Source organism: Shewanella sp. ISS20, from assembly GCF_056522965.1.
This window is the reverse complement of record NZ_JAWRZK010000001.1, coordinates 244199-262139: the sequence shown is the minus strand read 5'-3', so window position 1 is coordinate 262139 and position 17941 is coordinate 244199. Positions and strand designations below refer to the sequence as shown.

The 17941-nt window shown below is 46.1% G+C and carries 17 protein-coding genes; 5 read left to right on the top strand and 12 right to left on the bottom strand.

The genetic code is table 11. The features are described 5' to 3' along the window. Positions 1 to 3: 3 nt before the first annotated feature. The 5 genes from AC1HDP_RS01165 to AC1HDP_RS01145 all read right to left on the bottom strand — a co-directional run bounded on the left by AC1HDP_RS01165 (position 4) and on the right by AC1HDP_RS01145 (position 6064). Positions 4 to 1161, bottom strand: a complete 1158-nt coding sequence (locus AC1HDP_RS01165; RefSeq protein WP_479637344.1) for an acyl-CoA dehydrogenase family protein — start codon at positions 1159 to 1161, stop codon at positions 4 to 6. 32 nt (positions 1162 to 1193) lie between these two features. Continuing rightward, positions 1194 to 2732 carry a CoA-acylating methylmalonate-semialdehyde dehydrogenase gene (locus AC1HDP_RS01160; RefSeq protein WP_479637343.1) on the bottom strand — a complete coding sequence of 513 codons (1539 nt, stop codon included), beginning with the start codon at positions 2730 to 2732 and terminating at the stop codon, positions 1194 to 1196. Positions 2733 to 2935: 203 nt separating this feature from the next. Then, positions 2936 to 4120 (bottom strand): thiolase family protein, encoded by a 1185-nt coding sequence (locus AC1HDP_RS01155; protein ID WP_479637342.1) that lies wholly within the window; start codon positions 4118 to 4120, stop codon positions 2936 to 2938. A gap of 559 nt (positions 4121 to 4679) precedes the next feature. Beyond that, positions 4680 to 5621, bottom strand: coding sequence for a homoserine O-succinyltransferase MetA (metA, locus tag AC1HDP_RS01150; protein ID WP_479637341.1), 942 nt, complete (start codon positions 5619 to 5621; stop codon positions 4680 to 4682). A 41-nt stretch (positions 5622 to 5662) separates the two neighbouring features. Further along, the gene (locus tag AC1HDP_RS01145; protein ID WP_140932032.1) at positions 5663 to 6064 is read right to left on the bottom strand and encodes a YbaY family lipoprotein; all 402 of its coding nucleotides are present in this window, start codon (positions 6062 to 6064) and stop codon (positions 5663 to 5665) included. Between the two features lie 204 nt (positions 6065 to 6268). On the opposite strand from AC1HDP_RS01145, the gene AC1HDP_RS01140 reads away from it, so the two are divergent. Then, complete coding sequence (locus AC1HDP_RS01140) at positions 6269 to 7012, top strand: SDR family NAD(P)-dependent oxidoreductase (RefSeq protein ID WP_479637340.1); 744 nt, start codon at positions 6269 to 6271, stop codon at positions 7010 to 7012. A 76-nt stretch (positions 7013 to 7088) separates the two neighbouring features. Here the strand turns inward: AC1HDP_RS01140 and ompW are convergent, their stop codons facing one another. The 4 genes from ompW to AC1HDP_RS01120 form a co-directional block, all read right to left on the bottom strand. Beyond that, entirely contained in the window at positions 7089 to 7712 is a 624-nt protein-coding gene (gene ompW / locus AC1HDP_RS01135; RefSeq protein ID WP_479637339.1) for an outer membrane protein OmpW, read from the bottom strand. Between the two features lie 264 nt (positions 7713 to 7976). Next, a complete protein-coding gene (locus AC1HDP_RS01130) occupies positions 7977 to 8381 on the bottom strand; it encodes a YbaY family lipoprotein (protein WP_479637338.1) in 405 nt (134 codons plus the stop codon). Positions 8382 to 8388: 7 nt separating this feature from the next. Next, positions 8389 to 9252 carry an acyl-CoA thioesterase II gene (gene tesB / locus AC1HDP_RS01125; protein ID WP_479637337.1) on the bottom strand — a complete coding sequence of 288 codons (864 nt, stop codon included), beginning with the start codon at positions 9250 to 9252 and terminating at the stop codon, positions 8389 to 8391. Positions 9253 to 9348: 96 nt separating this feature from the next. Then, complete coding sequence (locus AC1HDP_RS01120) at positions 9349 to 10245, bottom strand: SDR family NAD(P)-dependent oxidoreductase (protein ID WP_479637336.1); 897 nt, start codon at positions 10243 to 10245, stop codon at positions 9349 to 9351. Positions 10246 to 10473: 228 nt separating this feature from the next. Here AC1HDP_RS01120 and AC1HDP_RS01115 point away from each other — a divergent pair, with 228 nt between their 5' ends. The 4 genes from AC1HDP_RS01115 to pepT all read left to right on the top strand — a co-directional run bounded on the left by AC1HDP_RS01115 (position 10474) and on the right by pepT (position 14795). Beyond that, positions 10474 to 11358, top strand: coding sequence for a 1,4-dihydroxy-2-naphthoate polyprenyltransferase (locus tag AC1HDP_RS01115; RefSeq protein ID WP_479637335.1), 885 nt, complete (start codon positions 10474 to 10476; stop codon positions 11356 to 11358). Positions 11359 to 11938: 580 nt separating this feature from the next. After that, the gene (locus AC1HDP_RS01110) at positions 11939 to 12937 is read left to right on the top strand and encodes an AbgT family transporter (RefSeq protein WP_479637334.1); all 999 of its coding nucleotides are present in this window, start codon (positions 11939 to 11941) and stop codon (positions 12935 to 12937) included. Further along, complete coding sequence (locus tag AC1HDP_RS01105; RefSeq protein WP_479637333.1) at positions 12897 to 13493, top strand: AbgT family transporter; 597 nt, start codon at positions 12897 to 12899, stop codon at positions 13491 to 13493. Before AC1HDP_RS01110 ends, AC1HDP_RS01105 begins: the two co-directional genes overlap by 41 nt. Positions 13494 to 13553: 60 nt before the next feature. Beyond that, positions 13554 to 14795, top strand: a complete 1242-nt coding sequence (gene pepT, locus AC1HDP_RS01100) for a peptidase T (RefSeq protein ID WP_479637332.1) — start codon at positions 13554 to 13556, stop codon at positions 14793 to 14795. A gap of 116 nt (positions 14796 to 14911) precedes the next feature. Here the strand turns inward: pepT and AC1HDP_RS01095 are convergent, their stop codons facing one another. From AC1HDP_RS01095 to gndA, 3 genes are all read right to left on the bottom strand, one after another. Beyond that, positions 14912 to 15268: a 50S ribosome-binding protein YggL gene (locus AC1HDP_RS01095; protein WP_479637331.1), complete on the bottom strand. Its 357-nt coding sequence runs from the start codon at positions 15266 to 15268 to the stop codon at positions 14912 to 14914. Positions 15269 to 15494: 226 nt separating this feature from the next. Next, positions 15495 to 16013, bottom strand: coding sequence for a hypothetical protein (locus AC1HDP_RS01090; protein WP_479637330.1), 519 nt, complete (start codon positions 16011 to 16013; stop codon positions 15495 to 15497). Between the two features lie 332 nt (positions 16014 to 16345). Next, entirely contained in the window at positions 16346 to 17878 is a 1533-nt protein-coding gene (gene gndA, locus AC1HDP_RS01085) for an NADP-dependent phosphogluconate dehydrogenase (RefSeq protein WP_479637329.1), read from the bottom strand. Positions 17879 to 17941: the final 63 nt, after the last annotated feature.

Below are 17941 nucleotides of genomic sequence, written 5' to 3'. Positions count from 1 at the left end.
TCCTTAACGAATTGGGTTAGCTTGCTCATCTAATAAACGTCTAGCGATAATTAATCGCATGATTTCATTGGTGCCTTCCAAAATTTGATGCACGCGCACATCGCGGAAAAAACGCTCTAATGGGTATTCACGAATGTAACCGTAACCGCCATGCAATTGCAGGGCGCTGTCACAGACTTTAAAACCAATATCTGTGGCAAAGCGTTTGGCCATAGCGCAATAGGCGGTGGCTTCAGGGTCTTGTTCATCCAATTTACTGGCCGCTAAACGCACCATTTGCCGCGCCGCCACTAACTCGGTTGCCATATCGGCTAAGGTAAATTGCAACGCCTGAAACGCCGCTAACGGCTTACCAAATTGCCGACGTTCATTAAGATATTGAGTCGCTCGATTAAGCGCCGCTTGCGCTGTGCCCACCGAGCAAGTCGCGATATTAATGCGCCCGCCATCAAGTCCTTTCATGGCTAAGGTAAAGCCTTGGCCTTCAGCACCTAACAGGTGAGAAACCGGCACGCGCACATTATCAAAAGTCACTAAGCGTGTAGGCTGGGCGTTCCAACCCATTTTTTTCTCCGCCTTGCCATAAATAATCCCAGCGGTATCTGCTGGCACAGCAATGGCAGAAATGCCTTTGGGGCCAATATCTCCAGTGCGGCACATAACCACTAGCATTTCAGTGGCGCCTGCCCCTGAAATAAACATCTTGGCGCCATTAATCACATAATCATTACCGTCACGACTAGCTTTGGTGGTTAAGGCAGCAGCATCACTGCCAGCGCCAGGCTCAGTTAAACAGTAAGAAGCTAACTTTTGCCCTGAAGTGAGTGCTTCGCTCCACGCTTGGCGCAGCTCTTTCGTGCCCCAAGTAGTGATCATCCAAGTGGCCATATTATGAATCGTCAGCATGGCGGTCGTGGCAGTGCAGCCTTCGGCTAATGCCTCAAAAATTAACGAGGAGTCTAAGCGCGACAAGCCCAAACCGCCTTCAGATTCTGGTGAATAGAGGCCACAAAACCCCAGCTCGCCCGCCTTATGTAAGGTTGCTTTGGGGAAGATATGCTCCTCATCCCACTTGGCGGCAAAAGGCGCTAATTCTTGCTGACTAAATTGACTCGCAAGCTCAACAAACTGACGTTGGTCGTCATTAAGATTAAAATCCATAAACATTCTCCAATCGATTTGTTGATACTGAATTACTTAAGAGCAATTGTCATATTCGGCGCGCTCGATGAGTTAGATGGCGTTGCTGAATCAGCGACATTGGCTGAGCGGCTAATATCGTCATCAAACCAGCGGGCGGTAATAGTTTTGGTTTCAGTAAAAAAGCGCACCGCTTGCTTACCATAAGCATGCTGATCGCCATAAAAACTGCCCTTCCAGCCTGTGAATGAGAAAAACGGTAATGGCACAGGAATAGGCACGTTAATCCCCACCTGCCCGACTTCGATTTCATGTTGATACTTACGCGCGGCGGCGCCGCTGGCGGTAAATATTGAGGTGCCATTGCCGTAAGGGCTGGCATTGACTAGCGCTATGGCTTCCTCAAGGGTATCAACACACATGCAGCATAAAACTGGGCCAAAAATTTCCTCAGTGTAAATGCTCATGTCTGTGGTCACTTGATCAAATAAGGTAGGCCCTACCCAGTTACCCGCTTCAAAGCCAGCAACTGTCGCTTCACTGCCATCAAGTAAACAGTGCGCGCCTTGTTCTTTGCCTTCGCGAATGAGATTAAGCACGCGCGCCTTAGCGGCAGGACTAATTAATGGACCATAAGCGGCATTTTTATCATTCCACACCCCAGGTTTAACCTTGGCGAGCGCGTCACGCAGCTGCGGTATTATGCTATTGGCTGAACCCACAAACACGGCTACCGATAGCGCCATACAGCGCTGACCACCCGCGCCGACCGAAGCGCCCACTAAGTTATTAATCACTTGCTCTTTATTAGCATCAGGCATAATCACGCAGTGATTTTTAGCGCCCGCAAAGGCTTGCACGCGCTTAAGATTATCGGTGGCGGTTTTATAAATGTATTGACCAACCGCCACTGAACCCACAAAAGAAATGGCTTTAATATCTGGGTGCGACAATAAAATATCGACCACGGCTTTATCACCATGCAAGAGCTGCAATACCCCTTTAGGAGCGCCCGCCTCTTCAAACAACTGCACTAATCGCAGTGGCGTTAATGGGTCTTGCTCAGATGGTTTAAGCACAAAGGTATTGCCGCAAGCGATAGCTAACGGGAACATCCATAACGGGATCATGGCAGGAAAGTTAAACGGGGTAATGCCAGCGCACACGCCTAATGGCTGAGTATAAGAATAAGTATCTATCTGCCGAGCAACGTTTTCTACGGTTTCCCCCATAGATAACGAGGCAATATTGCAGGCATGCTCGGCCACTTCTATGCCGCGCCATACATCGCCTTTGGCATCTTCAAAGGTCTTACCGGTTTCTTTGGCTAAAATCGTGGCCAATTCATCATGGTGCTCTTTCAATAAATGCTGGTATCTCAGCATGACCCGCGCCCGCTCAGAGACTGGGGTGTCGCGCCAAGTGCTAAAGGCTAATTTAGCGCTGGCAATGGCAGCTAAAACCTGTTCATCACTGGCGCAATTGAGGCTGGCTATGGCTTGGTTATTGGCAGGGTTAGTGACAGTAATGACCCGCGGACTCGCGCCAGGCACATACTGACCATCGATAAAATGTAATACTTGCTGAGACATGATGTTTTCCTTTTAAGCAGCCCATGATGATTATTGTGTTGGCGCGATTACTCCGCGCCTATAGTGGGCTGATGTGGCTGAGTCTTGTTATAGGGCTTTTGCTATAGGGCACGGGTTATAAGGCACTGATAAAACCGTTACTCCAGACTCACTATCCCAATGCTCTACAAGCCATGGATTAGCGAGGCCGCAACTAGATTACGTTATTCCACCTTAATGGCGAGCGCTGTGGCTTCACCGCCACCGATACATAAACTGGCCATGCCGGTACTTAAACCGCGCTGACGCAGTGCATGAATCAGGCTCACGATAATGCGTGTGCCCGAGCAACCAATGGGATGGCCCAAAGCGCAGGCGCCGCCGTTGACATTGACTTTATCGACATCCAATTCAAGTGTTTGCATGGCCAGCATAGTGACCATGGCAAAGGCTTCGTTGATTTCAAATAAATCAAAATCATTAAGTGGCATGCCAAGCTGAGTGGCGAGTTTTTGCATGGCATACACAGGCGCTGTGGTGAATAATTCAGGCGCTTGCGCATGGGTGCTGTAACCTAAAATACTGGCTAAAATCGGTAAATTGAGGGCATTAGCATTAGCGCGCGTCATCAGCATAACGCTGGCGGCGCCATCAGAAATGGACGAGGAATTAGCAGCAGTAATAGTGCCATCTTTACTGAAGGCAGGACGCAGACTTGGGATTTTTTCAGGCTTGGCATTGCCAGGCTGCTCATCACAACTAATGACAATATCCCCGGTGCGAGAGCTTATTGTTACAGGCACTATTTCAGCATCAAAGGCGCCGGATTCTATGGCGCTCAAGGCTCGCTTTAATGAAGTTAAGGCATAAGCGTCCATGGACTCACGGGTTAAACCAAATTCATCCGCGGTCTTTTGCGCAAAAGTGCCCATGGCAGCGCCAGTATAAGCATCTTCTAAGCCATCGAGGAACATATGATCATAAGTCTTGCCATGGCCCATGCGCATGCCAGCGCGAGCCTTATCAAGTAAATATGGCGCGCGGCTCATGCTCTCCATGCCGCCAGCTATGACTATCTTGGCGGAACCGGCTTTAATCGCATCGGCCGCCATCATCACGGTTTTCATGCCGCTACCACAAACCTTATTGACTGTGGTCGCCGCCGCGCTCACAGGTAAACCTGCCTTTAACGCCACTTGCCGCGCAGGCGCTTGACCTAACCCTGCGGGTAACACGCAGCCAAAAAATACTTCATCAATCAAGTCTTTGGAGACTTGAGTCTGGTGCAACATACCCTCAATCGTTAAGGCTCCAAGCTCTGGGCTGGTTTTATCTGCCAAGGCGCCCATAAAACCGCCCATAGGGGTTCGCTTAGCCGCAACAATCACAATATCCGTCTGCGCACTCATAAGTACTCCACATCCATTTATATTATTGAGTTATCTCAAGTCACTAAGCGCAAAGGCGCTAGACTCACGGCCAACATCAAGCCTGTTAGTCAGACCCTACACTGTAGTAATCACAAGACAGCTGTACATTAAATCAACTGATAATACTTTGACGTTTACGCGAACGTAAGGCAAGTGTTAATTAGTCTAACATCCGCATATGGATTGCACCTGAAGCGGTAACATCGCTGTATGAATTTAACTCAATCACTGTAGTCAAACTTTGATCTACGCTAAGGCTTTTAGGTACTTATGTGGGAAACTTAGGCCAGTACTTAAGTTCAGCACTTAAGCGCAAAATTTAGTACTGCGTTATTGCAACATGAAGAGATTATTTAGGAGCAATTAAGAAAGGCAGGGGGAACTATGCCAGTGCTGGCGGGACATGTTTGTTGTAGTGCTCTGCTCAGTGCTGCAAAGCTAAGGCTGAATACGAGAGTAAGCGCCGCTTAACCTCAAATTCAACTAAGCAGCACTTGAGCAAGCGCTGCTTAGTTAGAAGGCTAATTTATTTAAAAGCCTAATTAACTTCCCACGGGGTGAGCGCTGACATATCGCTTAAATCATAAGGCGTCATCTGATACACATAATAATTAAGCCAATTACTCACTAATAAACTGCCATGAGAATGCCAGCGTGCCAGCGGTTCACACTCAGGGTTATCGTCAGGGAAATAGTGGCACGGAATATCAGGATTTAATCCTTGCAACACATCGCGCTGATATTCATCTCTCAAGGTGAGTTTTTGATATTCAGGGTGACCGGTCACAAACAGATTGCGGTTATTTTCACTAATGATTAAATACGCGCCCGCTTGCGCTGATTGCGCTAACACCTTTAATTCTTGATGTTCATTAAGCTCTGCTATTTCAATTTCAGCATAGCGCGAATGCGGCACAAAAAACTCATCATCAAAGCCGCGCAGCAAGGGCACAGCCTCATTGACCCTTTGATGCAAAAATACCCCTGAGCGTTTTTTAGTGAGCAATTTGCGCTCTAAGCCATATAAGTGATAGAGACCCGCGTGCGCTGCCCAGCATAAAAATAATACTGACGTAACATGAGTTTGCGACCAATCAATAATCTCAGTGATATGCGGCCAATAAGTCACATCGGTGAAATCCACTTGGCCAAGCGGCGCGCCAGTAATGATTAAGCCATCGTAATTGTTATGACTGACTTCCTCGAAACTGCGATAGAAGTTATTCATGTGATCGCTTGGGGTGTGTTTTGATTCTTTATCATGAATGCGCAGTAAATCGACATCCACTTGCAAGGGGGTATTACCGAGTAAACGTAATAATTGCGTTTCCGTCTCGATTTTGTTGGGCATTAAATTCAAGATCAGCACCTTCATCGGCCTGATATCTTGCAACGCCGCTCGTGACTCAGACATCACGAAAATGTTTTCCGAGGTTAAGATCTCGGCTGCGGGGAGATTATCCGGAATTTTTACCGGCATAGTGCGCCTCTTCCTGTTGAGGAGTCGGCGCAGTATTTAATTTACTGGCCAACTCGATTAAGCATAACCGACATAGGTTCATTGGCATTTAAATCAATACGATATGACTGAGTATTGATAAACATCAATTGACCATTAACCGTAATTTTGGCGGCGATAGTGTAAGTATGGCCCGCTTCAAATTGATCTTTTCCTATCACGAAGGAAAACGGTGCAGGAGTTGTTACGTCATTGCGTTCTAACTCGGCCAAGATTTGTGCTGGCGCATCGGCTCTAGACACATCTTGCACTTGCACAGTTAACACAGCTTCTGGTGGCAGCGCCATGCGCTCGCGATACCAAACTTCACCTTGCACTTCTACCATGGCATCTGGGGTTGCGCATCCGCCTAAACCTAATGTTGCCAGTAAAGGGATAATGCACATTTTCAGATAGGATTTCATGTTAGCTCCTTAATCATATAATAAGACTTCTAGATGTCCATACCTCTAAGCTTCAATTTAGCAGTATCTTTGACAATCTAAGATGAAAGATTTTCAGCGTCGATTCTAACTGACTAAGAGCTAGCCATAAAGCAGAGATAATATTCTTGTTCATGCTGGCAGATGTTTCTATCATAAGCGATACACTTTCAGCCAGATATCCTTATGACTCAAGCCAAAGCCATCATTGTTGGCGCTAGTTCGCAATTAAGCCAAGAAATCGTTCGTCAACTGTCGCAGCAAGGAGTGCGTTTGCACTTATTAGTGGCAGATCCTGAAAATTTGACTGAATGGGTGCAACAATTACCAACACCAGTCACCCTTGAAAAATTAGCGTTAGACAATGCAGACGCTGCGATTGCCACCCTTAAGCAAGCGTGGCAACAGATGGATAGTGTTGATTTAATTCTGGTGAATACCGGCGTCAATCTTTATCACCCAAGCTTGCCATGGGCGGCAGAGCAGCAAATGATCACTATCAATGTGCAAGGCTTTGCCGCTATCTGTAACACGGCCTTTGCGTTATTTAAACAGCAAGGCTATGGCCATTTAGGCGCGATTAATTCAATCGCAGGCCAGCGCGGCGGCTCATCTGTGGCTTATCATGCCTCAAAAGCTTTTGCTGCCAATTACTTGCAAGGCTTGTCTATGCATGCTCAGCGCCTAAAGTTGCCGCTCACCATCACAGATATTCAATTAGGCTTATTAGATAAAGCGGCTATGCATCAAAGTCGCCTTTGGTCTGCTCCCCTGCCAACCGTGGCGGGGCAAATCATCAAGGCATTAAATAAAGGCAAACGCCGCGCCTATGTGACTAAACGTTGGATGCTGATGGCTTGGCTTAGCAACATATTGCCTGAGTATATTTACAATACTCGCCGCTGGAAAAAGAAAGGCGAGCATAAATAGTTCATTACTGATACTTATGGACTCATAAAAAATGGCGCCTAGGCGCCATTTTAGTTAAGCAGCTAAATAGCACATCTTAAAATACGTAACCTAGGCTCAGCATATAAACCCATGGGTCGATATCGGTTTTAATCGGGGTTGGCGTGGCATTAAAGCTCACGTCTGTGCTTATTTGTGCGTACCACACAGAAGCGTTGAATAACCAGTTTTTATTGATTTTATAATCGGCGCCAATTTGCGCCGCTACGCCCCAGGAATTGCTCATGCTTAAATCCGCTAAGCCTAAATTTTTACCCGCTGCGGTAAATTCATTGTCAAAGAAATTCGTGAAGTTAACCCCAACGCCAATATAGGGGCGGAACTGACTACCCGTCTCGCCAAAATAATATTGTGCCACTAAGGTAGGTGGTAAATGTTTAGTTTCTGCAATCACAGTATTGGCAAGAGTAATATCGTGACTAAATGGCGTGGCCGCTAATAATTCCACGGCCCAATTATCAGTAATCATGTAGCCAAAGTTTAACCCTAGCTGGGTATTGCCATCGACACTAAATTCCCCTAAACCCAATACATCTGGGCTCGATTCATTAGGCGTTACCACGGCAAAACCAGCGCGCACTATAATGTCTCCCGCTTGGTGCGCAAGCACAGGTGCTGACAATAAACTGGCGCCAATCAATCCCATCAATACTTTCTTCATTGTTATACTCCATCATCACAATGTGATTGCTAAATTTGCAACTTAATTAACATTTAGCACTACACTGCCAGAAAAAGCCGTTAACAAACTTGACGCAGATCAATAAATCTAAGGCGTACAAAAATCAAACACTAACAACGAGATGCCGATCACAAAATAAACAGCTTGCATAAAAAACCGCGCATCTTCTTCGAGTAATATATCGAACTCAATGCACGGTCATTATTGCTGACTTAATTAGCTTTTATGGCAAACGCTACATTTTTAAGGCTGGTTTGGATATACCGGCTTCATGATGACTTCGGTGGTGAATTTATCATTATTGATCACTGGATATTTATCATAGGTCTGGAATAACACTTGCCCTTGATATTGGATCATAGCCACCACGCCATAATTTATGTTGGATTTAATGGAATCGGCCGGCAATAAAAACTTAAACGGTACAGGAACGCGCGCTACGTTAAAGTTCTTTTGCGCAATGATCGATCCTGGAGTATTAAAATCAATAATCGCAATATTAATCACACTGCCTGGCGGCAAACTGATTTTTTCTAAATAACCGGCCGCGCCATTAATCACTATAGGCTGAGGCGGTTCAACTGTCACGCAGCCGCTTAATACTAAGCTCGAGACGAGCAATAACATACTGGCGAAATATTTTTTCATTTGAGCCTTATCCTTTTAGCTGACGAATCAAGCCTTCTTGGGTGCAAGATGCAATTAACTGACCTTGGCGATTAAAGAATTGGCCACGCACAAAGCCGCGGCCATTGCTGGCACTTGGGCTATCCACACTATAGAGGATCCAATCTTGTAAATCGCATCGGCGGTGAAACCACATGGCATGATCAATCGTAGCTAAACGCATGCCTGGGGTTAAAAACGATACGCCGTGGGGCTGCAGCGCCGTAACTAAGAAATTAAAATCTGAGGCATAAGCCAGCAGCATATTATGGACGCTGTCATCACTTGGTAGCGCACCATTGACCCGAAACCATACATGGCGCTTAGTATCAGTGGCAGTGGGCGCCACAGGGTCTAACGCGTCCACTAAGCGCATTTCAATCGGCGCATCGGCCATGAATTTTTCTAAGATTGCAGGCGGCACCTTATTACGTAAGGTTAACGCTAACTCTTGCTGATTAAGTAAACCTTCAGGCCCTGCCACTGCAGGCATTGGGTCTTGATGTTCAAAGCCTTGCTCTGCTGTTTGAAATGAGCAGGTCATATAAAAAATTGGTCGACCTTTTTGAATAGCCTGAACGCGGCGCGCACTAAAGCTACCCCCATCACGCATATTTTCGACTTCATAAACTATGGGTAACTTCTCATCGCCAGCGCGCAGAAAATAAGAATGAAACGAATGAATTTTACGATCGCCAGCGACAGTTTGCCGAGCAGCACTGATGGCTTGCCCCATGACTTGACCGCCAAACACATGCCCAAAGCCTAAATCTTGGCTTTGACCGCGGTATAACCCTTGTTCTATCGGTTCCAACGCCAATAAGGCGAGTAAATCATCCAACACCTGACTCATATCAATACCTATTACACTAATGCTGCCCTCAAGATAAAGGTCCGCGCCAGCAAAGGCAAGCCAGAGGTGCTTAAGCCGCTTAAAGATCTAGCAAAGTTAAACCAGTTTAATATTGTGCTCTTTCGCGCCGCGAAATGACCAAGCGGAAATTTTACTCTCAGCCGAGGTATGAACCTCAAGCTGCCGGCAAGTCTTTGGATGGCGCCAGCGACTGGCAATGATTTCAGGCGTGCATTCCTCCGCAAAAAAATATTCGCTCGCATATTCAGCAAACGTGCCGCGACTAATGCTGCCTGCAGCAGCCAGTAAATGCTGCCCTGACGGCGCGCGGGGACTAACCAAAAATAGCATGGCGGCAATAGGGGTTTCTGTGCCAAAAATAGGCCTTACCCGCGCCGCTAAATGTTTTTCTGGTACTTCAGTAACGGCAAGGGCGCACAAACTATTGACATGAATATTGCTCTGCTCACCTTCAATGGTAAGGCTATTAACCATACCAAGTAACGCCATATTGGCCGAACTTAATGCCACTGAATGGTCGGAGCCATACAAGCCACTAATATTGGTGAGCATTAATACCCGCCCATAGTCTTGCGCCTTCATCAGAGGCCATAAGCCGTGGGTTAACAGCAGGCTAAAATTGACGGTAGTTTGCCATTGCTGCTGCCACTTAGCGGGATCGAGTTGATTAAAATCACTATAATAATCAAGGCTAGCGCCATTGATGAGCACATCAATACGCGGGCTTACGGCTACAATTTTACTGACTAATTCATCGGCTTGGGTTAAGGCTAAAAAGCTTTGCTCAAAATAATGAGCTTTGCTACCCAATGCTTTAATTTTAAGCACAAGTTCAATCACTTCTGGGGCGTTAACACTAAGTTCGTCGATAAGAATAAGTGTGGCGCCACGCTGAGCAAGCGCGAGCGCATAATGGCGTCCCAGTCCCTTGGCCGCACCAGAAATGACTATCTGCTGGTTATCAAATCGCATCTGTCTACCATCCATAGTTAACACAAATTCCTGCTTTACTAGAACATAAACAGAGCCAGTAAACTTTGAACTCAGCAGCATTTATTTATCATTACATCAAAGTGTTACGACTCACATCACATTCACATAAAATGAGGCTGAAATATGTTATCATCAGCCGTCTTGGCCCAAGCCAACTAACACATGTAACGTTTTATCCTTAATTAACGAAGAAGAATATCCCACATTATGAATCCTTGGTTGTTAGCCATCAGACCACGCACCCTACCCGCAGCGATTGGTCCCTTGCTGGTCGGTAATATGTTAGCCCTTAGCCTGCCAAGCTTTAGTCTTGCCATCGCCTTGATTTCAACCTTATGCGCGGTATTACTGCAGATTGCAGTCAATCTCGCCAACGATTACTTTGATTTTAAAAGTGGTATCGATACTGACGAGCGCTTAGGACCTGTGCGCGTGACTCAATCTGGGTTACTGCCAGCCACTACAGTTCGCAATGGCATGATAGCGGCATTAATCACCGCCATTTTAATTGGCTTTATCTTGATATGGCATGGCGGCCCAGTGGTCGCCGCGCTTGCCATTTTTGCGGTATTAGGCGCCCTTAGCTATAGCGGCGGCCCTTACCCATTAGCCAGCCACGGATTGGGTGAAGTAGCCGCCTTTGTCTTCTTTGGATTAGTGGCCGTGGTTGGCAGCTATTTTATTCAAGCAGGAAGTACAACTGTTGATGCTTGGCTGTTAGGCTCGGCCATTGGCTTATTTAATGCGGCAATTATGCTGGTTAACAATACCCGCGATATCACCACAGATACCAAGGCAGGTAAGCGCACCTTAGCGGTAAGAATTGGTAATAAAGCGGCAAAAAATCTTTATCAAGCCTTAGTGTATTTACCCTTTGCCTTGATTATTGGTGGGTTTTTATTAGGCTTGCTCGGCGGCATTCCAGTATTACTGGCAGGGTTATCGTTAATTATGGCCCGCGGCTTAGCCCGAGACTTTTTAGTGACCGATGGCCAAGCGCTCAATCCATTACTGGGTAAAACCGCAAAATTGACCATGATATTCTCAGGACTCTTTAGTCTTGGTTTAGCTATCCAAGCCTATAGCGCTTAATCAGCTGATGGCTTGCTAGCTGCAGGCCGCTAGATTCAGGCTGAATTCAAGTTCAATACAGACATTGCCACTTTCTAGGTTAAAAGCTAGCTTAATCATAGCAAGTGGCAAGTCAGTGATTTTCCCCGTTCAAACACATTCCCACGCCGCTACAATAGAAAATCACTTTAACCGTTGATTATTAAGCATTTAATTAAGTGCCTTATTAAGTACGTCATACTTAAGCATTTACTCTCGAAATTAGCTTTAGATGCAAGATAAAGCTCGCAATTTCAGCTAAAAATGCACTTTCATCTTAGGCTTTGCTGTATGTTTTAGGGCGTAGCGCTAACTACTGTTCACAAGTCGCGATGACAAATCGCTAAGACAAGTACCTGTAACAAGTAGCTATAACAAGTCCCTAACAGCGGAACTTATAACAAGGCACCACTATTATGACAGCGACATCTAAGTATCTGCATCTAAGTGCTTATCTCAAGGGTTAACACCAAGCGCTTAAGCCATCACCTTATTTCCACACGCTGAACTTTGATCTCGTCTATCGGGTGCTCACAAAAAATAGAATAAGAGTGAGTGATTTATGTCTGTCATTGTCCCAAACACCTCCCCATCATCGCGGGGGTTTATTGATATTGTCGAGCGCGCTGGTAATGCCCTACCCAATATCACTATGTTATTTGTGTATGCCTTAATCCTGTGCATGCTGTTAAGCCTTGGCTTGTCCTATCTGCAGTTTGATTATGTGCATCCATTGTCAAGCGAAGCCATTATCGTCAATAACATGTTTACGCCGCAGCGACTTATTGATTTCACCTTAGCCTTAGTCAATAACTTTGTTAATTACCCGCCGCTTGGCATGACCATAGTGGCCACCTTAGGCATAGGCATAGCTGAAGGCTCAGGTTATGTGAATGTGCTGATTAAAAAGATGCTGAAACTCACGCCTATGTCGTTATTAACGCCATCATTAGTGTTAATTGGGGTGATTTCACATGTAGTGTCTGACAGCGCTTATGTCATTTTAATGCCAGTGGCCGCCATGATGTTTTATGTCTCAGGTCGCCATCCATTGGCCGGCATTGCCGCGGCCTTTGCCGGTCTCGCTGGCGGCTTTACCGCGAGCTTTACCCCATCCATCATAGACCCTGTGATGCAATCTTTTACCCAAGATGCGGCGCGCATTATTGATGTTAATTATCACGTCAATGTCTTATGTAATTACTTTGTCAGCCTCGGCGGCACAGTCGGTGTCATTGGGGTGTGTTGGTACATTACCGATAAAATTGTCGAGCCACGCCTCAAACAAATGTGGCCAGTTAATTGCGAAATCGATACCTCAGATGTGGATGCCAAATTATCAGCGCAAGAACATCAAGCCTTTGTGAAGGCAAGCTTGTGGTTATTAGCCTTTGGCGCGCTCATTGTCGCCCTCGCCTATCCGGCTGACTCTTTACTCAGAGCACCCGATGTGCAGTTTAACCTCACCCCAAGCCGCCTTAATGCAAGCGATTGTGCCGATTATCTTAGTGGTGTTTTCTTTGCCAGGACTGGTTTATGGCTACGCCGTCGGGAAATTTAACAACGCTAATGATGTGACCCAGGCCATGGAGCGCGTCGTAAAGACCTTGATTGGCTTTATTGTGTTTGTCTTTTTCTCGGCGCAATTCTTATACGCCTTTAAGGTGTCAAACATAGGTACTTTAATTGCGGTCTCTGGCGCCGACTTTTTAAAGATGCTTGATATGCCCGCAGGCTTTACTGTGGTCGGTATTATCTTATTAACTGCGGTGTTGAATTTTGTGATCACCTCGGCCTCGTCTAAATGGGCAATTTTAGCGCCGATTTTTGTGCCCATGTTGATGGCGGTCGGCATTTCACCCGAACTCACCCAAGCAGCGTTTCGGATTTCTGATTCGGCCATTAACGTCTCAACCCCCATGTTTGCCTTTTATCCGCTCATCATCATGTATTGTCAGCGCTATGTAAAAGACACCGAGGTGGGCACGATTGTGGGCATGATGTTACCTTACAGCGTTGGCCTATTAATCGTATTAACCGCCACCTTATTTTTATTTTGGGGATTAGATATACCGCTGGGGTTTAACTCAGGTTACACCTATCCAGCGAGCAACTAAATGCAATAACATCCCTAAAAACCATAGATACTGATTGTTTTTTTAATGTTTGGAGTACCCATGAGTATTGAAAGCCGTTTAGAAGCTCGCTTCTTACGCTATGTCGCCATCGACAGCCAAAGTGCCATTAATCAAGAGCAAGTACCATCCACCCCAGGCCAATTACAGTTGGCGCACTTGCTTAACGATGAATTAAACGCCATGGGCATTAGCGATTGTGAGGTTGATAGTCATGGGATTTTAACCGCTAAAATCCCAGCCAATCTGAATGCTGATACCAAAGCCACCGCCATCGGCTTTGTGGCTCACTTAGATACAGTGGATGTCGGCTTATCATCCCGCATTAAACCGCAAAAAATTCATTACACAGGCCAAAGCTTATGCTTGAACTCCGAACTGAATATTGAATTTGATAAAACCGCGCATCCTGAAATCAATCAATATCTTAATGATGATATTTTCTTTAGTGACGGCACTAGTGTGCTTGGCGCCGATGATAAAGCCGCCATTAGCGTAGTCATGGAAATGGCGCAGTATTTATTGAGCCATGATATTCCCCATGGCGATATTTATCTCGCGTTTGTGCCTGATGAAGAAGTGGGACTTAAAGGGGTTAAGCTCATAGATTTACAACGCTTTTGCCCAGAATATGCCTACACCATAGATTGCTGCGAGTGCGGTGAACTCGTCTATGAAACCTTTAACGCGGCGCATGCCCGCATAGATATTAAAGGGGTAACGGCGCACCCGATGTCGGCCAAAAATGTGTTAGTTAATCCAATTTTGGTGGCAAAACATATTATTGATCAATGCGATCCGCTGCAAAGACCTGAGCACACCGAAGGGCGCGAAGGTTATATTTGGTTTACCGATATGCAGGCTAATGCCGCCCGCGCCCGCATGGATGCCGCCATTCGCGATCATGATGTGGTTAAGTTTACCGATAAAAAACAAGTGTTAACTCAAGCGGTGGCGCGCACCCAAGCAAGCTATCCGAGCGCAAGCATTACTCTTGAAATCACAGACACTTATGCCAATATCGCCAACACAGCCGATGCCAATCATCCTGCGGTAAAATCGATTTATACGGCATTTAAGCAATTAGATGTCACCCCAAAAACTATAGCTATGCGCGGCGGCACCGATGGCTCTGCGTTATCGGCCATGGGCATAGTGACGCCTAATTACTTTACTGGCGCCCATAACTTCCACTCAAAGTTTGAGTTTTTACCTATGTCATCCTTTGTGAAATCTTATCAAGTTACCTTGTCATTGGTGGCGCAAGCTGTCCAGACGTCATAACATAACCACTTGAATAGGCTTTAAAAGCCAAAAAAAAATGACAAAAAAATAGCACGTCCAAGACGTGCTATTTTTAACGCTATGGGCTGCCAAGCAGCCATTTAGCCATAGGTTAATTAAACTACTTCAAACTCATCGTAGGTTAAGTCTTGCAACTCACCTAACATAGGCTCAGACACCATAGGATGGCTCTCTAACCAAGTTTTCAGTGCCGCAATGGCAGAAGCTTCAGGAGCGCCATAACGGGCTTCTGGTAATACGATGGCATCACAACGACCTTTAGAAGCGCCGCATACAGTACATAACTGTTGCGCTTCTAAAAATACAAATAATTCGTCAGTGAAGGCATCGTACTGCGCATCTGTGGTGCATGACAGCTGACACTGCAATTGAAAGCCGAATACGGCAAACTCACCGAGGTACAGTTTCTTACGTAAACGCTTAGATTTGTTGTCAATCTTATCTAATTTCATTACTTTCCGCCTAAAGGTTACTATCAACGACTGCTTGCAGGCATAGTACTGCGCCATCGCCCCAGAAACCAGTAACAATTGCCCCTCAAGACGGTTTTTACTTGGCTAAGGCCAGTATTAATCTAATTCAGGCACAGTGGCAGTCTCTTTTGATTGCACTCTGACTATGTTCGCACTGCTCTAACCCAAGTGAGCCTAAGCAGATACCGCGATTACCTTAAGGCAGTTAACGCGTCACTTCACTCGATTTTGCAAATTGCCACTCATCGAGCAAAGTAATAAAATCTTGTTGCGATTCAAGCTTAAGCGCCAAGGTTAAATCATTAGCTGCCACATGAGTCTCTGCTTGCGGCAAGTCTAAATGGTATTCCAAATTAGACACTTGACCAGAATTAACTAGCTGCTGCATCTTGATAAATTCAGCTCGCCCTTGCGCAGATAGACGATAGAGATATTCAGTTTTTGGCAAAGAAGCGAAGAAAAATCCTTTACTCGGTTCAAAGCGTTGCACGCTGTCGCTTACGAGTTCGAAATGGAATTTTTGATTAGTTTTAGCCGTGAAAGTTAGCACTGGGGCGGCAAGCTTAATGTCATCGCCGGTCGAAATAACTTTAGCGCGAATATCATCGGCATTGAGCTTGGTAATATAGTCATCATTCATGAGTGAGAATTGCAGGCTAGATAACGAAGGAATACTGGAGCAAGCAGTTAAAACGAGACTCAAAAGTGCGACCACTAGTTTCATGTTAAATCCTTTATTCTTATTATTTTGGATTTGAAAGCCTGAACTGGATGATTAGGGTTCGATGGGCTCAGGGTCTTATTAACTTAGCTGGCGAATGACTCAATCTGTGTACTTACCCTTAAAAATCGCCAAGTTAGTTAATATTGCACCGCAGCCAGCAGTTGTAAACAAAAAGTTAACATCCGTATTGGGGGGATTATGGGTTTGGGTTTGGGTTTGTATTTGCGCAGCAATGACTGATGCACAGCTAGGTCATGCACCAATAATAAAACCCTAAATAAAAAAAGCGCCTGTGGCATAAGCCAAGGCGCTTGAGTCATCTGATTGACGACTTACAGCTTATTTAAGGTGCGCGTGCCACTCCAATCGAAATGGAATTTGTCTTGGGCTGGACCATCGATTCTGGCAAAGCTATGGGCGCCGAAATAATCGCGCTGCGCTTGCAACAAGTTGGCGGGTAAGGTCTGTGCGCGGTAGCTGTCATAATAGGCCAGCGCCGAACTAATGCAGGGGACGGGAATGCCTTGCATCACAGCGCTCGCTACGGCTTTACGCCATTGATATTGCTTATCTGACAAGCTAGTTGCAAAAATATCGGCCATCAATAAGTGACTGAGCTTACTATCTGCTTGATAAGCCTCAGTAATAGATTGCAAGAAAGTCGCGCGAATAATACAACCCGCCCGCCAAATCTTAGCAATTTCAGCAAAATCGAGCTGCCAACCTTGCTCCGCCGCAGTCATCGCCATTAATTGAAATCCTTGGGCGTAACAACACACCTTGGCGCAATAAAGCGCATCTTCAAGGGCATCAATAAATGCGCTGCGCTCGTCATCCGTCAAAGTGCTGGTATTGGCATTAACTCCTTGCAAGCGAGTGCTAAGCTCAGTGCGTAATGCCTTTTGAGTACTGACAGCGCGAGCATACACGGCTTCAGCTATGGTAGGTGCTGGGCAGCCAATCTGTAAGCTGCTAACCGCTGTCCACAAACCTGTGCCCTTTTGCCCGGCGGAATCTAAGATCATTTCCACCAGCGGCTTATCACTTAGTGGGTCAGCTTGCCTTAAAATCTCAGCGCTAATGCCCATTAAGTAGCTATTTAAACTGCCTTGATTCCAGCGGGCAAATACCGCCGCAATATCAACAGCCGCCATGCCAAGACCAGCACTGAGTAAATGATAAGCTTCACAAATGAGCTGCATATCGGCGTATTCAATGCCGTTATGCACCATTTTGACATAATGACCAGCGCCGCTCGGGCCAATATAAGTCGTGCAAGGCTCGCCTGCTGTCACTGGATTGCCGGGTTCAAAGCGCTCAATGGGTAAACCAGTGACGCCATCTACTTTAGCGGCTATGGCGCGCCAAATTGGGGCCACTCGCGCCCAAGCATCAAGATTACCACTAGGCATTAATGACGGCCCAAAGCGGGCGCCAACTTCTCCGCCAGAAACCGCAGAGCTAAAGAAAACAAACTGGCCTTGATAACTTTTTTCGCGCGCCACAGTATCAGTCCAAAGGCTATTGCCAGTGTCGATAACTATGTCATCGCTTGCTATGCCAGCTTCAATTAAGGCCGCGCACACACCATCAACAGGCGCGCCAGCGGGAACTGACAAGACTATGACTCTGGGCTTTTCAAGACTATTAAGCAGTGATTTAACATCAAGACATGGCTGAATTCTATGAGGGTCTAACTGCGGGCTTTCACTTTGAGCTTGGCTAACGAGGGAATGGATTTTCTGGTTATCAACATCAAAGGCACTGACTTTATAACCATTATCTGAAATGTTAAGCGCGAGGTTTTTACCCATCACGCCAAGACCGATTACCGCGATATCATTTAACTTGCTGTGGTTTTTCATATTATTTTTCCCACGGGTACTGAGGTGGTAACACCAAATTTGACGGGGATTATAACCATGTGC

Coding starts and splice junctions, on each gene's coding strand:
- AC1HDP_RS01130 (WP_479637338.1), bottom strand. CDS start 8,381: ATGAAAAAATATTTCGCCAGTATGTTATTGCTCGTCTCGAGCTTAGTA.
- gndA (WP_479637329.1), bottom strand. CDS start 17,878: ATGAAAAACCACAGCAAGTTAAATGATATCGCGGTAATCGGTCTTGGC.
- AC1HDP_RS01090 (WP_479637330.1), bottom strand. CDS start 16,013: ATGAAACTAGTGGTCGCACTTTTGAGTCTCGTTTTAACTGCTTGCTCC.
- tesB (WP_479637337.1), bottom strand. CDS start 9,252: ATGAGTCAGGTGTTGGATGATTTACTCGCCTTATTGGCGTTGGAACCG.
- AC1HDP_RS01155 (WP_479637342.1), bottom strand. CDS start 4,120: ATGAGTGCGCAGACGGATATTGTGATTGTTGCGGCTAAGCGAACCCCT.
- AC1HDP_RS01140 (WP_479637340.1), top strand. CDS start 6,269: ATGACTCAAGCCAAAGCCATCATTGTTGGCGCTAGTTCGCAATTAAGC.
- AC1HDP_RS01115 (WP_479637335.1), top strand. CDS start 10,474: ATGAATCCTTGGTTGTTAGCCATCAGACCACGCACCCTACCCGCAGCG.
- AC1HDP_RS01160 (WP_479637343.1), bottom strand. CDS start 2,732: ATGTCTCAGCAAGTATTACATTTTATCGATGGTCAGTATGTGCCTGGC.
- AC1HDP_RS01120 (WP_479637336.1), bottom strand. CDS start 10,245: ATGCGATTTGATAACCAGCAGATAGTCATTTCTGGTGCGGCCAAGGGA.
- metA (WP_479637341.1), bottom strand. CDS start 5,621: ATGCCGGTAAAAATTCCGGATAATCTCCCCGCAGCCGAGATCTTAACC.
- pepT (WP_479637332.1), top strand. CDS start 13,554: ATGAGTATTGAAAGCCGTTTAGAAGCTCGCTTCTTACGCTATGTCGCC.
- AC1HDP_RS01145 (WP_140932032.1), bottom strand. CDS start 6,064: ATGAAATCCTATCTGAAAATGTGCATTATCCCTTTACTGGCAACATTA.
- AC1HDP_RS01165 (WP_479637344.1), bottom strand. CDS start 1,161: ATGGATTTTAATCTTAATGACGACCAACGTCAGTTTGTTGAGCTTGCG.
- AC1HDP_RS01110 (WP_479637334.1), top strand. CDS start 11,939: ATGTCTGTCATTGTCCCAAACACCTCCCCATCATCGCGGGGGTTTATT.
- AC1HDP_RS01095 (WP_479637331.1), bottom strand. CDS start 15,268: ATGAAATTAGATAAGATTGACAACAAATCTAAGCGTTTACGTAAGAAA.
- ompW (WP_479637339.1), bottom strand. CDS start 7,712: ATGAAGAAAGTATTGATGGGATTGATTGGCGCCAGTTTATTGTCAGCA.